This window comes from Streptomyces sp. NPDC051963, from assembly GCF_044593495.1.
GTDB lineage: Bacteria > Actinomycetota > Actinomycetes > Streptomycetales > Streptomycetaceae > Streptomyces.
Genome location: NZ_JBIUCC010000008.1, coordinates 412,756 through 425,787, shown reverse-complemented (window position 1 = coordinate 425,787; position 13,032 = coordinate 412,756). Strand labels below are relative to the sequence as shown.

Sequence of the window (13,032 nt, the reverse complement as noted above, 5' to 3'; positions counted from 1 at the left end):
CGGCCCGAGCCGCCATAGCCACCCCCTTGTGAAGGCGTTCACAAGAAATTTCCACCGGTTGTCTGCTGTGCTTGGAGTCATGACGTCAAGTTCGACTCCCGCGCCGGACTCCCCCCGCGCACCCGAAAGCCACCGGCCGCTGCGCAAGCTCACGGCCCGTGGCCGTGGTGAGGCGCACCGGGCCTCCACTCCGCTGGAACTCTTCTTCGACCTGTGTTTCGTCGTGGCCATCGCCCAGGCGGGTATCCAGCTGGTGCACGCCGTCGCCGAGGGGCACGCGGGCGAGGGGATCCTCAACTACGCGATGGTCTTCTTCGCCATCTGGTGGGCCTGGATGAACTTCACCTGGTTCGCCTCGGCGTACGACAACGACGACGTCCTCTACCGGGTCGTCACCCTGGTACAGATCGCCGGTGTGCTGGTTCTGGCGGCCGGGGTCTCCCGGGCGTTCGAGGACCATGAGTTCCTCGCGGTCTGGCTGGGCTACGTGATCATGCGGCTCGCCCTGACGACTCAGTGGTTGCGGGTGGCCAGGTCGAGCCAGGGGCCGGAGAGGACGATGGCCCTGCGGTACGCCGGCGGCGTGCTGCTGTGCATGGTCGGCTGGGCGGGGCTGGTGGTCCTGCCCGAGGACGCCAGGCCCTGGCTGTTCCTGGTGATGGCGATCCTCGAGATGTGCGTGCCGCCGTACGCGGAGAAGGACCACCCCACGGCATGGCATCCACGCCATATCGCCGAGCGGTACGGACTGTTCACGATCATCGTGCTGGGCGAGACCGTCGCCGCGGCCACGGTCGCCATGAAGGCCGGTATCGACGAGCACGACGAGCTGGGCGACCTGCTGCCGATCGCCGCGGGCGGGCTGCTGATCATCTTCGCCGCGTGGTGGATCTACTTCGTGGTGCCGATCCATGCTCACCTGCGTTCCAACAGACAGTCGTTCCTGTGGGGTTACGGCCACTACCTGGTCTTCGCCTCGGCGGCCGCGATCGGTGCGGGCCTGGAGGTGGCGGTCGAGCAGGCCGTGGGCAAGGCGCACATCTCGACGCTGGCCGCGTCTGCCTCGGTGACGCTGCCGACGGCGCTCTACCTGCTCACCGTCTGGGTACTGCACTCCCGCCACTTCAAGGTGGGCATCACCCAGCAGCTGGTGCTGCCGACGACCGCCCTGCTGGTGATCTGCTGCACGTTCCTGGGCGAGTGGGCGGTGCTCGCGGCCGGCCTGGTCTCGGCAATGGCGGTCGCGACCGGGACAACGCTGACGGCCCGCACGGCCGGCCGAGAGAACAGAGAGGGGCAGGTGACCGAGCCGATCACCTAGGGCCGGGGAGGTCATAGGACGACGTCCGTGGTTGGACAAGACTGGGCGTATGACAGTTGATGCTCTGACAGACGTCGCGGGGCTGCGGGTGGGACACGCGACGCGCACCGGCGACGGTTGGCTCACCGGCACCACGGTCGTCCTCGCGCCGGAGGGCGGCGCCGTTGCCGCCGTGGACGTACGCGGCGGCGGTCCCGGCACCAAGGAGACGGACGCACTCGATCCGCGCAACCTCGTGCAGAAGGTCGAGGCGATCGTGCTGACGGGTGGCAGCGCGTACGGGCTCGACGCGGCGTCCGGGGTGATGGCCTGGTTGGAGGAGCGGGGGCGCGGGGTGCGGGTGGGGATGGACCCGGCGCATGTCGTTCCGGTGGTGCCTGCCGCCTGCGTCTTCGATCTGGGCCGCGGCGGCGACTTCCGGGCCAGGCCGGACGCCGCCACCGGGCGGGCGGCGGTCGAGGCGGCTGCGGCGAGCGAGCTCGGCGGGCATGTGGCGCAGGGATGCGTGGGCGCCGGTACGGGCGCGGCGGTCGGGCAGATGAAGGGCGGTGTGGGCACCGCGAGCACCGTCCTCGACTCCGGGATCACGGTCGCCGCGCTGGTCGTCGCGAACGCGGCGGGTTCGGCGATGGATCCGGAAACGGGGGTGCTGTACGGGGAGTTGTTCCAGGGGCGGATGAGCCGGCCGGAGGCGCGCGTCCACGATGCCGCGCGACGGCGTCTCGCCGAGATCGCGGCCAAGAACGCCCCTCCGCCGCTGAACACCACGCTTGCCGTGGTGGCCACGGATGCGGATCTGTCGAAGGCGCAGGCGCAGAAGCTGGCCGGCACGGCGCATGACGGGATCGCGCGCGCCGTGCGGCCGGTGCATCTGCTCAACGACGGGGACACCGTCTTCACGCTGGCGACGGGAGAGCGCGCTCTCGACGCCGCCCAGCCCCTCGCGCTGAACGAGCTCCTCTCGGCGGGTGCGGATCTGGTGATGCGGGCCATCGTGCGCGCCGTGCACGCCGCCGAGTCGGTGGACGGACCGGGCGGGGCGTGGCCGTCGTACGGGGAGTTGTACGGGGAGTTGAACGGGAGGCAGTGACGGCGGCAGGCCGATGCGCGGGCGCCAGGCGGTGCCTTTGCCGGTATACGGGAGGAGTTGGCCCGCGGCCAGGGAGCGTGCGGGTCCGGTTCCCGCGCGGAATTGTCCCGGTTCTGTCACGTGATGGCATTCATTGCGACTGGAGGGAACCCGACCAGGTGCCGATCCGCTCTTTCTCCACGCACGGGAGCGGATCACTCACATCACATGAACCTGGAGCAGCTAGTGACAACGCCGGACATAGCAGCACGGCGCGCACTGGGGGCTTGTGCCGTCCTCATGGTCGGCGCCCTCGCCCTCACCGGGTGCGGCGGCAATGCCAACGCCAGTAACGACGGCAAGGGCGGCAAAGACGGCAAGGACGATCCGAAGTCGTCCGCCGCAAAGGTCGTCATCTCGGCGAAGAACGGCTCGACGAACGCGTCGATCAACACGACCGGCGTGCAGGTGAGCGACGGCAAGCTGACCGCCGTGAAGATGACGGTCGCGGGCGCGGGGACCGCCGTACCGGGCGAGATATCCGCCGACGGCGCCGGCTGGAAGCCTGCGGAGCAGCTGGAGCGCGGGACGAAGTACGAGATAGCGGCGACCGCCAAGGACGCGGACGGCAAGTCGGTGGCGGCCAAGTCCCTCTTCACCACCGTGTCCAAGGAGAACAGCTTCATCGGGACGTACACCCCGGACAACGGGACGACGGTCGGTGTCGGAATGCCGGTGTCGTTCAACTTCGACAAGGTGATCAGCGACAAGAAGGCCGTGCAGTCGCACATCACGGTGACGTCGAGCAGCGGGCAGAAGGTGGCCGGGCACTGGTTCGGGGCGCAGCGGCTCGACTTCAGGCCCCAGGAGTACTGGAAGGCCGGTTCCAAGGTCACGATGAAGATCGACCTGGACGGCGTGCAGGGCGCGAATGGCGTCTACGGCGTGCAGAAGAAGACCGTCACCTTCACCATCGGGCGCTCGCAGGTCTCCACGGTCGACGTCAACACGCAGACGATGACGGTCGTACGGGACGGCAAGACGGTCAAGTCGGTGCCGATCTCGGCGGGCAGCGCGGAGTTCTCCACGTACAACGGGCAGATGGTGATCTCCGAGAAGTTCAAGACGGTGCGTATGGACAGCCGGACGGTCGATCTCGCCAACGCGTACGACATCAAGGACGTGCCGAACGCGATGCGGCTCACGACCTCCGGCACCTTCATCCACGGCAACTACTGGTACAACAAGGGCAATCCGCCCTTCGGCAACCAGGGCACCAGCCACGGCTGCGTCGGGCTTCAGGACGTGCAGGGCGCCCAGGGGGACACGCCCGCCAAGTCGTTCTACGACAGCTCGATGATCGGGGATGTGGTGATCGTCAAGAACTCCCCCGACAAGCAGGTGTCACCGGACAACGGGCTCAACGGCTGGAACATGCCGTGGAGCGAGTGGCTCGCAGGAAGTGCGGCCTAGTCGCCGAGTGACGGGCAAATCTCTTCTCACCAGCACGTTTTGACGGATCATCGGGTCGCGTGGGAACTTCCCACGCGGCCCGCGCGTTTTCCGTGCGCACGTTTTCTCGGTTCCCGGACATGATGTCCGACCGAGGGGCTACGGTATGCACCCACAAGGTGACATGCAGCAACGCCGGGAGAAACCTTGAGCGTTCCGTACGAGACGGCAGCGTACGAACCACCCGAGTCGCCCGAGTCTCCGGAGGAGCATCTCGCGCGACTCCTCGGCCGTGCCCTGAACTCCTTCGAGCTGCCCGACGAGACGATACGACGGCTCGACTGCGCGCTGGCGCACGACAGCTCGCTGCACTCCGCGCACCACAGCGCGGGGCTGCACCGTGAGACGTACCGCCACACCTGGCTTCTCGCCGACGGCTCGGCGCTCACTCTCTGGGAGCTCGTCCACAACACCGCGCCGGGCAGCGCCCCGCAGCACGAGGTGTACATCGACGAGGAGGAGCTGCGCGCCGCCACCGCCCGGCTGCCGCTGCCCGCGGACGCGCCGGACTTCGAACTGCCGGTGACGGTGCAGCTGTCCCCGATCCCGGTGCCCCGGCACGCGTATGTGCACGACGACTCGGCGGACCACGCGCGCCGGGTCCTGCGCCGCGCGGAGAACCCGGACCGGCCGGGGACGGACACGGCCGCACTGCTGGCCACGGCGTGCGCGCACCAGATCACCCAGGCCTTCGGACGCCCGTGCCGCGCCGGACGCGCGGGACTGTGCTACGCGCTGTACGAGCACGCCTTCCTGCTGCGCGACGGCGAGGAGATCTCCCTCTGGGAGGTCGAGCACACGGCGACGCCGGACGGACGGCACATGTGCGAGGTCTACGTCACCGAGGACGCGGCCCGCGATGCGATGGAGCGGCGGGCGGCGCAGGTCTCCTGACCCACCGGGCGCGCAGGTCTCCTGAGACCCACCGGGCGGCCCACGGCTGCCGTAGCCGGACGGCTCACGGCCCATGCGCCACAAGCAGAGATGCGGTCGGCCGCCGCCCTCCGGAGAGGGCCGCGGCCGACCGCACCATGCCTGCCGTGTGCGCCGTTACGCCGCCACCGGCTGCTTGGCCTCCGCCGGCGCCGCGGGCGAACCGGCCGTCTCGGCGGTCACCGCGCCCGGGGCCGGCTTGCGCAGACCCTTGAGGACGATCACCAGGGCCGTGGTGACACACACGCCCGCCGCGAGGGCGATCAGGAAGAGGAACGGGTTGCCGATCAGCGGGACCACGAAGACACCGCCGTGCGGGGCGCGCAGCGTGGCGTCGAAGGCCATCGACAGGGCGCCGGTGACCGCACCGCCCGCCATGGACGCGGGGATCACGCGCAGCGGGTCGGCCGCGGCGAAGGGGATCGCGCCCTCGGAGATGAAGGAGGCTCCGAGGACCCAGGCGGCCTTGCCGTTCTCGCGCTCGGTCGGGGTGAAGAGCTTCGCGCGCACGGTCGTCGCCAGGGCCATGGCCAGGGGCGGCACCATACCGGCGGCCATCACCGCCGCCATGATCTTCATCGCGGAGTCGCTGGGGCTCGCGACCGCGATGCCCGCGGTGGCGAAGGTGTACGCGACCTTGTTGACCGGGCCGCCGAGGTCGAAGCACATCATCAGGCCGAGCAGGGCGCCGAGCAGGACGGCGTTGGCGCCGGACAGGCCGTTCAGCCAGTCGGTCATCCCCTTCTGGGCCTCGGCGATGGGTTTGCCGATCACCACGAACATCAGGAAGCCGACGATCGCCGAGGAGATCAGCGGAATCACCACGACCGGCATGATGCCGCGCACCACCGCGGGGATCTTGACCCTCTGGATGGCCATCACCACGCCACCGGCGATCAGACCGGCGGCCAGACCGCCGAGGAAGCCCGCGTTGATGGTGAGGGAGATCGCGCCGCCGACGAAGCCGGGCACGAGACCCGGCCGGTCGGCCATGCCGTAGGCGATGTAGCCGGCCAGGACCGGGACGAGGAACTGGAAGGCCACGCCGCCGATCTGGAACAGCAGCGCGCCCCAGCTGTCCACCTGGGTCCACGCGAAGTGGTCCATGACCGACGGCGCCTTGTTGACCTCCCAGCCGCCGATCGCGAAGCCGAGGGCGATCAGCAGACCGCCGGCGGCGACGAACGGGACCATGTAACTGACGCCGGACATCAGCCACTTGCGCAGCTTGCTGCCGTAGCCCTCGGAGGAGTCGCCGGCACGCTCGACAGGGGTCGGGGCGCCCGAAGCCGCCGTCGCCTCACCGCGCTCCGCCTTCCCGCGCACCTCGGTGATCAGCTCGCCGGGCCGGTTGATGCCCGCCTTCACACCGACGTCGACCGTCGGCTTCCCGGCGAACCGCTCCTTCTCCCGTACGGGCACGTCGTGCGCGAAGATCACGCCGTCCGCCGCCGCGATGACCGCCGGGTCGAGCCGGGTGAAGCCGGCCGAGCCCTGCGGCTCGACGACGACCTCGACGCCCGCCTCGCGGCCCGCGTTCTCCAGCGACTCGGCCGCCATGTAGGTGTGGGCGATGCCGGTGGGGCAGGAGGTGACGGCGACGATACGGAAGGGACGCTCACCGGAGCCGGACGGGGCGTCCGGCTCCGGCGCCTGCGCCGTGCTGACCGCTGCGGCGCCGGCGGAGGCCGCCCCCGACGCCGCAGCGGTGTCCTCGGAGGCGCGCTCGGCGCCCTGCACGCCCTCGGACGCGCCCTCGGCGCCGCTCTCCGCCGGCGCCTCGTCCCCGCGGATCAGTGCGGCCGCGGCCGCCGCGTCGCCCACCGCCCGCAGCGCGTCCGTGAACTCGGTGTTCATCAACTGCCGGGCCAGCGACGACAGGATCGTCAGATGGGCGTCGTCGGCGCCGGCGGGCGCGGCGATCAGGAAGATCAGGTCGGCGGGGCCGTCGGCCGCACCGAAGTCGACGCCGGCGGCGCTGCGGCCGAAGCCGAGCGTCGGCTCGGTGACGTGCTCGCTGCGGCAGTGCGGGATGCCGATGCCGCCGTCGAGACCGGTCGGCATCTGTGCCTCGCGGGCGGCCACGTCGGCGAGGAAGCCCTCCAGGTCGGTCACCCGGCCCAGGGCGACCATGCGCTCGGCGAGGGCACGGGCCGCCGCTTCCTTCGTATCGGCGGACAGGTCGAGATCGACCAGGTCCGCGGTGATCATGTCGCTCATCGCGGGCTCCTTCGCTCGCGTATCGCCCTGGGAGTGGGGTGGGCGGGAGGGGTGGGGACGGGGGTGCAGTGTGGGGCTTCGGGGGGTGCGGAGACGGGGTAGGGGAGACCCCGCCTCCGCGGGTCGGCAGAGCGGCTCAGGGTGGTGCCCTGCCGGCCGTCGGCCGCGGCGGGCGCGGGCAACGGGGCGCCTCGCCGTTTCAAGGCCGGTCCGCACGGTGTCGCCGATGACTCTGACGACGCCGATGACGCCATCGTCGTAAATACCGTCAATGACGCAAAAGCCGTATGAGCGGTGAAAGACGTCACATCGGTCATGACACCGGCTCCTTCAGTACGCGGTCCACCGGCACCTCGGTCGTGACCGTGACGCCCGCCGGGTCCAGGTCGCCCGGCGTCGGCATCACGCTGCCGGGCAGCTGGACGGCGGCCGCTCCGTGGGCGACGGCGGACGCTAGGGCTTCGGCGCCGGTGCCGCCGGCGATCAGGAAGCCGGCGAGCGAGGAGTCACCGGCGCCCACGTTCGAGCGCACGGCGTCCACGCGGGCGCTGCCGAACCAGGCGCCCGTGCCGTCCACGAGCAGCTGTCCGTCCGCGCCCAGGCTCGCGAGCACGGCGCGGGCGCCCATCTCGCGCAACTCCTCGGCCGCCTTCACCGCGTCGCCCACCGTCGCCAGCGGTCGCCCGACGGCCTCGGCGAGTTCCTCGGCGTTCGGCTTCACCACGTCGGGCCGCTCACGCAGGGCCTCCAGCAGCGCACGCCCCGAGGTGTCCAGCGCGATGCGCGCACCTCCTGCGTGTGCCCGCGCGACCAGCTCGGCGTACCACGACGGCGCGAGCCCGCGCGGCAGGCTCCCGCAGCACGCGATCCAGTCGGCGTCGCGCGACTGCGTGCGCACCGTCTCGAACAGCAGCTCCTGCTCCTCCGCCGACAGCTCGGGACCCGGTGCGTTGATCTTCGTGAGCACCCCGTCCGCCTCCGCGAGCGCGATGTTCGACCGGGTGGCTCCGGCGACCGGGACCGGTGCGACCTCGATGCCCTGCGCGTCGAGCAGATCGGCGACGAGCGCGCCCGGCGCACCACCCAGGGGCAGAACCGCCACCGTGCGCCGTCCGGCGGCCGCGACGGCACGCGAGACGTTCACGCCCTTGCCGCCGGGGTCCATGCGCTCGCCGGTGGCGCGGATGACCTCGCCACGGTCGAGCGAAGGGACCTCGTAGGTGCGGTCCAGGGACGGATTCGGGGTGACCGTGAGGATCATGCGCGCACTACTTCCGTGCCCCCGCGCTCGATCGCGGTGGCGTCTTCGGGGCTCAGCCCGCTGTCGGTGATCAGCAGGTCCACATCGCTCAGGGCGCCGAACCGGGCGAAGTGCTCCTGGCCGTGCTTGGAGGAGTCGGCGAGCAGTACCACGCGGCGGGCGGCGGCGAGGGCCGCGTGCTTGACCGCCGCCTCGGCGAGGTCCGGGGTGGTCAGGCCATGGTCGGCGGAGAAGCCGTTGGCCGCCACGAACAGGACGTCCGCCCGGATCTCGCCGTATGCGCGCAGCGCCCAGGCATCCACGGCGGCGCGCGTACGGTGCCGTACGCGCCCTCCGACGAGATGGAGCTGGATGCCCGGGTGGTCCGCGAGGCGGGCCGCGATCGGCAGGCTGTGCGTGACGACGGTGAGGGAGGCCTCCAGCGGGATGGCCGCCGCCAGCCGCGCCACCGTCGTACCGGCGTCGAGGATCATCGTGCCCTCGGTCGGCAGTTCGGCGACGGCCGCCTTGGCGATGTTGTCCTTCTCGTCGGCCGCGGTGGTCTCGCGCTCGGCGAGGTCCGGCTCGAAGTCGAGGCGCCCGGCCGGGATGGCACCGCCGTGCACCCGGCGCAGCAGGCCCGCGCGGTCCAGTGCCTTCAGATCCCGGCGGATCGTCTCGGCCGTGACCTGGAACTCCTCGGCCAGCGAGACCACATCCACGCGCCCGCCATCACGGGCGAGCCGGAGGATCTCCTGCTGCCGCTCCGGTGCGTACATGCCCGTTCGCCTCCGACCCTTGCCCGAACTTGTGGTTTCGTTTCGGAGGCTACGCTCGGATTTCCAGAAAGTAAACAGGTTCGGACCTCATTCGGGCATGAACGGACTTAGTTCAGACTTCCGTTCATGCCCGAAGGGCCCGGCACCTGCGGAAACAGATACCGGGCCCTTCCTCGTCGGCCCCTCGGCGGCTCCTCGTTCAGGACACCAACTCGGGCTCCCTCTCGACCACCGGGAGTTCGTCCTCGGCACCCTCCACATGCTGAGCCGGCCGCTTCGGCAGCGCGAACATCAGCAGGAAGATCGCGCCCATCACCACGGCCACCCATCCCAGCGCGTACTGGAAGGCGTCCACGAAGGCCGGGCCCACCTGAGCCCGCGTCAGATGGTCGCCGATCCGGCCGAAGAAGACGACCGACACCAGCCCGAGCCCCAGCGCGTTGCCCATCTGCATCACGGTGTTGATCAGCCCCGACGCGGAACCGGCGTGCTCCCGCGGCACCTCCGACAGCACGGCGTCCGTCAGCGGCGCGAAGATCAGGCAAATGCCCGCGCCCATCACGATCAGGGGCAGCGCCATCTGCCAGGAGGCGATGCCGAGGCCGTACCGCTCCGACTCCCACAGGTAGAGCAGCACACCGGCCGCCATCGTCAGCGCGCCCGCCTGGAGCACCTTGCGTCCGAAGCGCGGGACCAGTTTCTGCACCGACATCCCGGCGGCCGTCGACACGGCGATCGAGAACGGCACACCCGTCAGCCCCGCCCGCAGCGGGCTCCAGCCCAGCCCGGTCTGCATGTACAGCGTCCAGACCAGGAAGAAGACGCCGAGTCCGACCCCGAAGACGGTCTGCACCGCGATGCCGGCCGCGAAGCTCTTCACCTTGAACAGGGACAGCTCCACCAGCGGGGACCCGTCACGGACGGCCTTCCGCTTCTCGTACGCCACCAGCGACCCGAACACGACGAGCGCGCCCGCCATCGACACATACCCCCACAGCGGCCAGCCCAGCTCGCGGCCGCGGGTCAGCGGGTAGAGCAGCATCAGCAGACCCAGCGTCACCAGGGCGACGCCGACGAGGTCGAGCTTCAGCGCCCGCGGCGCCTTGGACTCGGTGATGAAGCGGCGGCCGAGGACCAGACCCGCGATGCCGACCGGCAGGTTGATCAGGAAGATGGGCCGCCACTCCAGGCCGAACAGGTTCCACTCGGTCAGCAGCGCGCCCAGCAGCGGACCGGAGACCGCCCCAAGGCCCACGATCGCGCCGAACAGCCCGAACACCTTGCCCCGCTCGTGCGCGGGGAAGGTGGCGTGCACGATCGACAGGACCTGCGGCACCATCAGCGCCGCCATCGCCCCCTGGAGAATGCGGGCGGCGACCAGCATCTCCGGGTTCGCGGCGAAACCGCACAGCGCGGAAGCGACGGTGAAGCCGCCGATGCCGACGAGGAAGACCCGCTTGCGGCCGTGGATGTCGCCGAGCCGTCCGCCGGTGATCAGTCCTGCGGCGAAGGCGAGCGCGTAACCGGCCGTTATCCACTGGATCTGGCTCCAGGACGCACCGGCTTCCCGCTGGATCGACGGGATCGCGATATTGACGATCGTGACGTCGACGAGGTCCATGAAGGCCGCGGTCATCACGATCGCGAGGGCGATCCAACGGCGGCGGTCCGCCGGGGCGGTCGGCGTGCCCGGAGATGTTTCAGATGTCTCGCTGGAAGTCATGTCCTCAAGCTAGGACCGCATTAGGCCAGTTCATGTCCTAGTTCTGCGGCATCCTCGAACTCATGACGACGGACACTCCGGCCCGGCTCCTCCAACTGCTCTCCCTCCTCCAGACGCCCCGCGAATGGCCCGGCGGAGAGCTCTCCGAACGGCTCGGCGTCTCCCGACGTACGGTCCGCAGGGACATCGACCGGCTGCGTGAACTGGGCTATCCGGTACAGGCGACCAAGGGGTCCGACGGCGGCTACCGGCTGGTCGCGGGCAAGGCGATGCCGCCGCTCGTCCTCGACGACGAGGAGGCGGTGGCGATCGCGGTCGGCCTGCGGGCGGGCGCGGGGCACGCGGTCGAGGGCGTCGACGAGGCCTCCGTACGCGCGCTCGCGAAGCTGGAGCAGGTGCTGCCCGCGCGACTGCGGCACCGCGTCTCCACCCTCCAGGCCGCGACCACCCCACTGACCAGCGGAGACGGGGCGAGCATCGCACCCGAGACGCTGACGGTGATGGCCTCGACCGTCGCCGGGCGGGAGCGGCTGCGGTTCGCCTACCGGGCGAAGGACGGCACCGAGTCCCGACGCGTGACCGAGCCCTACCGGCTGGTGTCCACGGGGCGCCGCTGGTACCTCGTCGCCTACGACCTCGATCGCGCCGACTGGCGTACGTTCCGCGTCGACCGGGTGAGCGAGCCCTTCGCGACCGGCGCGCGGTTCGCGCCACGGGAGCTGCCGACGGGCAGCGCGGCGGAGTATCTGCGGCAGTCCATCCGGGGGCAGCAGGAGACCTACGAGTTCATGGTCACGTTCGCCGCGTCCGCCGAGGTCGTCGGGGCACGGGTGCCGGCATGGCTCGGCACGCCCGAGCCACTGGGCGCGGACAGGTGCCGGCTGCGGGCGTCCACGAGTGATCCGGTGGAGTGGCTGGCGGTGCGGCTCGCGATGCTCGGGGCCGATTTCGCGGTGCAGGGGCCCACCGAACTCGTGGAGTGTGTACGGGAGTTGGGTGGGCGGTTGAGCCGGGCGGGCGGAGTGTGAGCGGGGTTACGGGGATACGGGGCGCGGGGCCAAGGGGAGCGGGGTTACGGGTAGCGGGGTTGCGGCGACCGGCGTCCGCGGGCCCGTTCACCGGTCCGCCCTGCCCCCTGTCCCCTGTCCCCTACTCCCCCAGAAAGCCCGTACCGCCTCCAGGTTCCGCAGCGCCGACGCGGCCGGCCCGTCCGGTCCCGACGCGGGGGACTCGCCCGATGCCCATGCCTCGACCGCCACCCGTACCGCGGAACTGGCGACGGCGGCGGCGAAGCGCAGTTCAGAGGAGGCCGGGGAGTTCTCGGCAACGTTGTCGTCGCCCTCTGTGACCGTTGTCGCGGCCCGCCCCGCCAGCACCTCGGCCATCGTCGCCTCGGACGCCAGGCAGACCTCGGCCCACACCTTCCGCAGGGCAGGGCTCGCCTCGGCCAGGCGCACCAGCGTGCGGACCCACTCCCAGGAGGACGCCGACACACCGGCACCGGGCGTGAGGGTGTGCCGTACCGCGTGTTCGAGGGCTTCGGTGATCGGCAGTTCGGCGGGAGCCGCCCGCACGGCCTCCGCCCAGCGCTGTGCGCCCGCCGCGTAGAGCGGGGCCACGGCCTCCTCCTTCGTCGCGAAGTAGCGATAGAAGGTGCGCGGAGCGATACCCACGGCCTGGGCGATGTCCTCGGCGCGGGTGGCGCGCAGGCCGCGTTTCACGAAGAGGCCGGCCGCCGCCCTGGCGATCTCCATCCGGGTCTCCGCCTTGCGTCGCTCGGTCAACGACATCGGCGGGGGTCCGGAGGGCGCCTTGGACGCGGCACGGTTCGGTGCGGGGGTGGGGCTGCTCACACTCGGCAGGCTATGCCCATGTGACACAATCTGCCATTCGGCGGGCCACCCCGTGGTTCAGGTACGGGGTGGCCTGCCCTCCAGCATGCCCCGATACGGCGACCGAGGCAGAGCCGGGCTCCGACGCCCGGGGGGAGGGGCGCCGGAAGCCCGGCTCTGGGTAAGTCCCGGCGCCGGGGGGAGGGCGTCGGGACGTGGTTCAGGGGGGTCGGAGGTCTTGTTCCCGCGGGTCCGACGGTTGAAGCGGCGTTCCCCCGCCATGTTTGCGCGGTCTTTCGCCACCCGGCGTACGCGACTCGGGGAGTCGTACGCCGTCCGTTGCGCCCAGTGTCCTGAGCGCTCCGGACGGAATGCGTCTGCCCCGGGAAATCCGCCTTACACC

General features: G+C 70.9%; 10 protein-coding genes. 5 read left to right on the top strand and 5 right to left on the bottom strand.

What is annotated here, in order from left to right:
* Positions 1–79 precede the first annotated feature (79 nt).
* The 4 genes from ACIHFB_RS33390 to ACIHFB_RS33375 all read left to right on the top strand — a co-directional run bounded on the left by ACIHFB_RS33390 (position 80) and on the right by ACIHFB_RS33375 (position 4,796).
* Positions 80–1,321 carry a low temperature requirement protein A gene (locus ACIHFB_RS33390; RefSeq protein WP_365276228.1) on the top strand — a complete coding sequence of 414 codons (1,242 nt, stop codon included), beginning with the start codon at positions 80–82 and terminating at the stop codon, positions 1,319–1,321.
* Positions 1,322–1,370: 49 nt separating this feature from the next.
* The gene (locus ACIHFB_RS33385) at positions 1,371–2,411 is read left to right on the top strand and encodes a P1 family peptidase (protein ID WP_365276225.1); all 1,041 of its coding nucleotides are present in this window, start codon (positions 1,371–1,373) and stop codon (positions 2,409–2,411) included.
* A 225-nt stretch (positions 2,412–2,636) separates the two neighbouring features.
* The gene (locus ACIHFB_RS33380) at positions 2,637–3,863 is read left to right on the top strand and encodes an Ig-like domain-containing protein (protein WP_365276797.1); all 1,227 of its coding nucleotides are present in this window, start codon (positions 2,637–2,639) and stop codon (positions 3,861–3,863) included.
* Between the two features lie 186 nt (positions 3,864–4,049).
* Positions 4,050–4,796 carry a DUF6227 family protein gene (locus ACIHFB_RS33375; RefSeq protein ID WP_365276222.1) on the top strand — a complete coding sequence of 249 codons (747 nt, stop codon included), beginning with the start codon at positions 4,050–4,052 and terminating at the stop codon, positions 4,794–4,796.
* Between the two features lie 156 nt (positions 4,797–4,952).
* On the opposite strand, the gene ACIHFB_RS33370 is transcribed toward ACIHFB_RS33375, so the two are convergent.
* The 4 genes from ACIHFB_RS33370 to ACIHFB_RS33355 all read right to left on the bottom strand — a co-directional run bounded on the left by ACIHFB_RS33370 (position 4,953) and on the right by ACIHFB_RS33355 (position 10,797).
* Positions 4,953–7,055, bottom strand: coding sequence for a fructose-specific PTS transporter subunit EIIC (locus ACIHFB_RS33370; RefSeq protein WP_365276220.1), 2,103 nt, complete (start codon positions 7,053–7,055; stop codon positions 4,953–4,955).
* Between the two features lie 313 nt (positions 7,056–7,368).
* The gene (pfkB, locus tag ACIHFB_RS33365; RefSeq protein ID WP_365276217.1) at positions 7,369–8,316 is read right to left on the bottom strand and encodes a 1-phosphofructokinase; all 948 of its coding nucleotides are present in this window, start codon (positions 8,314–8,316) and stop codon (positions 7,369–7,371) included.
* Positions 8,313–9,074 carry a DeoR/GlpR family DNA-binding transcription regulator gene (locus tag ACIHFB_RS33360; protein ID WP_365276215.1) on the bottom strand — a complete coding sequence of 254 codons (762 nt, stop codon included), beginning with the start codon at positions 9,072–9,074 and terminating at the stop codon, positions 8,313–8,315. Before ACIHFB_RS33360 ends, pfkB begins: the two co-directional genes overlap by 4 nt.
* Positions 9,075–9,273: 199 nt before the next feature.
* Positions 9,274–10,797 carry an MFS transporter gene (locus ACIHFB_RS33355; protein WP_400128902.1) on the bottom strand — a complete coding sequence of 508 codons (1,524 nt, stop codon included), beginning with the start codon at positions 10,795–10,797 and terminating at the stop codon, positions 9,274–9,276.
* 62 nt (positions 10,798–10,859) lie between these two features.
* Between ACIHFB_RS33355 and ACIHFB_RS33350 the strand changes: the two genes are divergently transcribed.
* A complete protein-coding gene (locus ACIHFB_RS33350) occupies positions 10,860–11,825 on the top strand; it encodes a helix-turn-helix transcriptional regulator (protein WP_400128901.1) in 966 nt (321 codons plus the stop codon).
* 87 nt (positions 11,826–11,912) lie between these two features.
* Here ACIHFB_RS33350 and ACIHFB_RS33345 read toward each other — a convergent pair whose 3' ends face one another.
* Positions 11,913–12,551 (bottom strand): TetR/AcrR family transcriptional regulator, encoded by a 639-nt coding sequence (locus ACIHFB_RS33345; RefSeq protein ID WP_400128969.1) that lies wholly within the window; start codon positions 12,549–12,551, stop codon positions 11,913–11,915.
* Positions 12,552–13,032: the final 481 nt, after the last annotated feature.

Coding starts and splice junctions, on each gene's coding strand:
- ACIHFB_RS33345 (WP_400128969.1), bottom strand. CDS start 12,551: ATGGAGATCGCCAGGGCGGCGGCCGGCCTCTTCGTGAAACGCGGCCTG.
- ACIHFB_RS33355 (WP_400128902.1), bottom strand. CDS start 10,797: ATGACTTCCAGCGAGACATCTGAAACATCTCCGGGCACGCCGACCGCC.
- ACIHFB_RS33385 (WP_365276225.1), top strand. CDS start 1,371: ATGACAGTTGATGCTCTGACAGACGTCGCGGGGCTGCGGGTGGGACAC.
- ACIHFB_RS33390 (WP_365276228.1), top strand. CDS start 80: ATGACGTCAAGTTCGACTCCCGCGCCGGACTCCCCCCGCGCACCCGAA.
- ACIHFB_RS33370 (WP_365276220.1), bottom strand. CDS start 7,055: ATGAGCGACATGATCACCGCGGACCTGGTCGATCTCGACCTGTCCGCC.
- ACIHFB_RS33360 (WP_365276215.1), bottom strand. CDS start 9,074: ATGTACGCACCGGAGCGGCAGCAGGAGATCCTCCGGCTCGCCCGTGAT.
- ACIHFB_RS33350 (WP_400128901.1), top strand. CDS start 10,860: ATGACGACGGACACTCCGGCCCGGCTCCTCCAACTGCTCTCCCTCCTC.
- pfkB (WP_365276217.1), bottom strand. CDS start 8,316: ATGATCCTCACGGTCACCCCGAATCCGTCCCTGGACCGCACCTACGAG.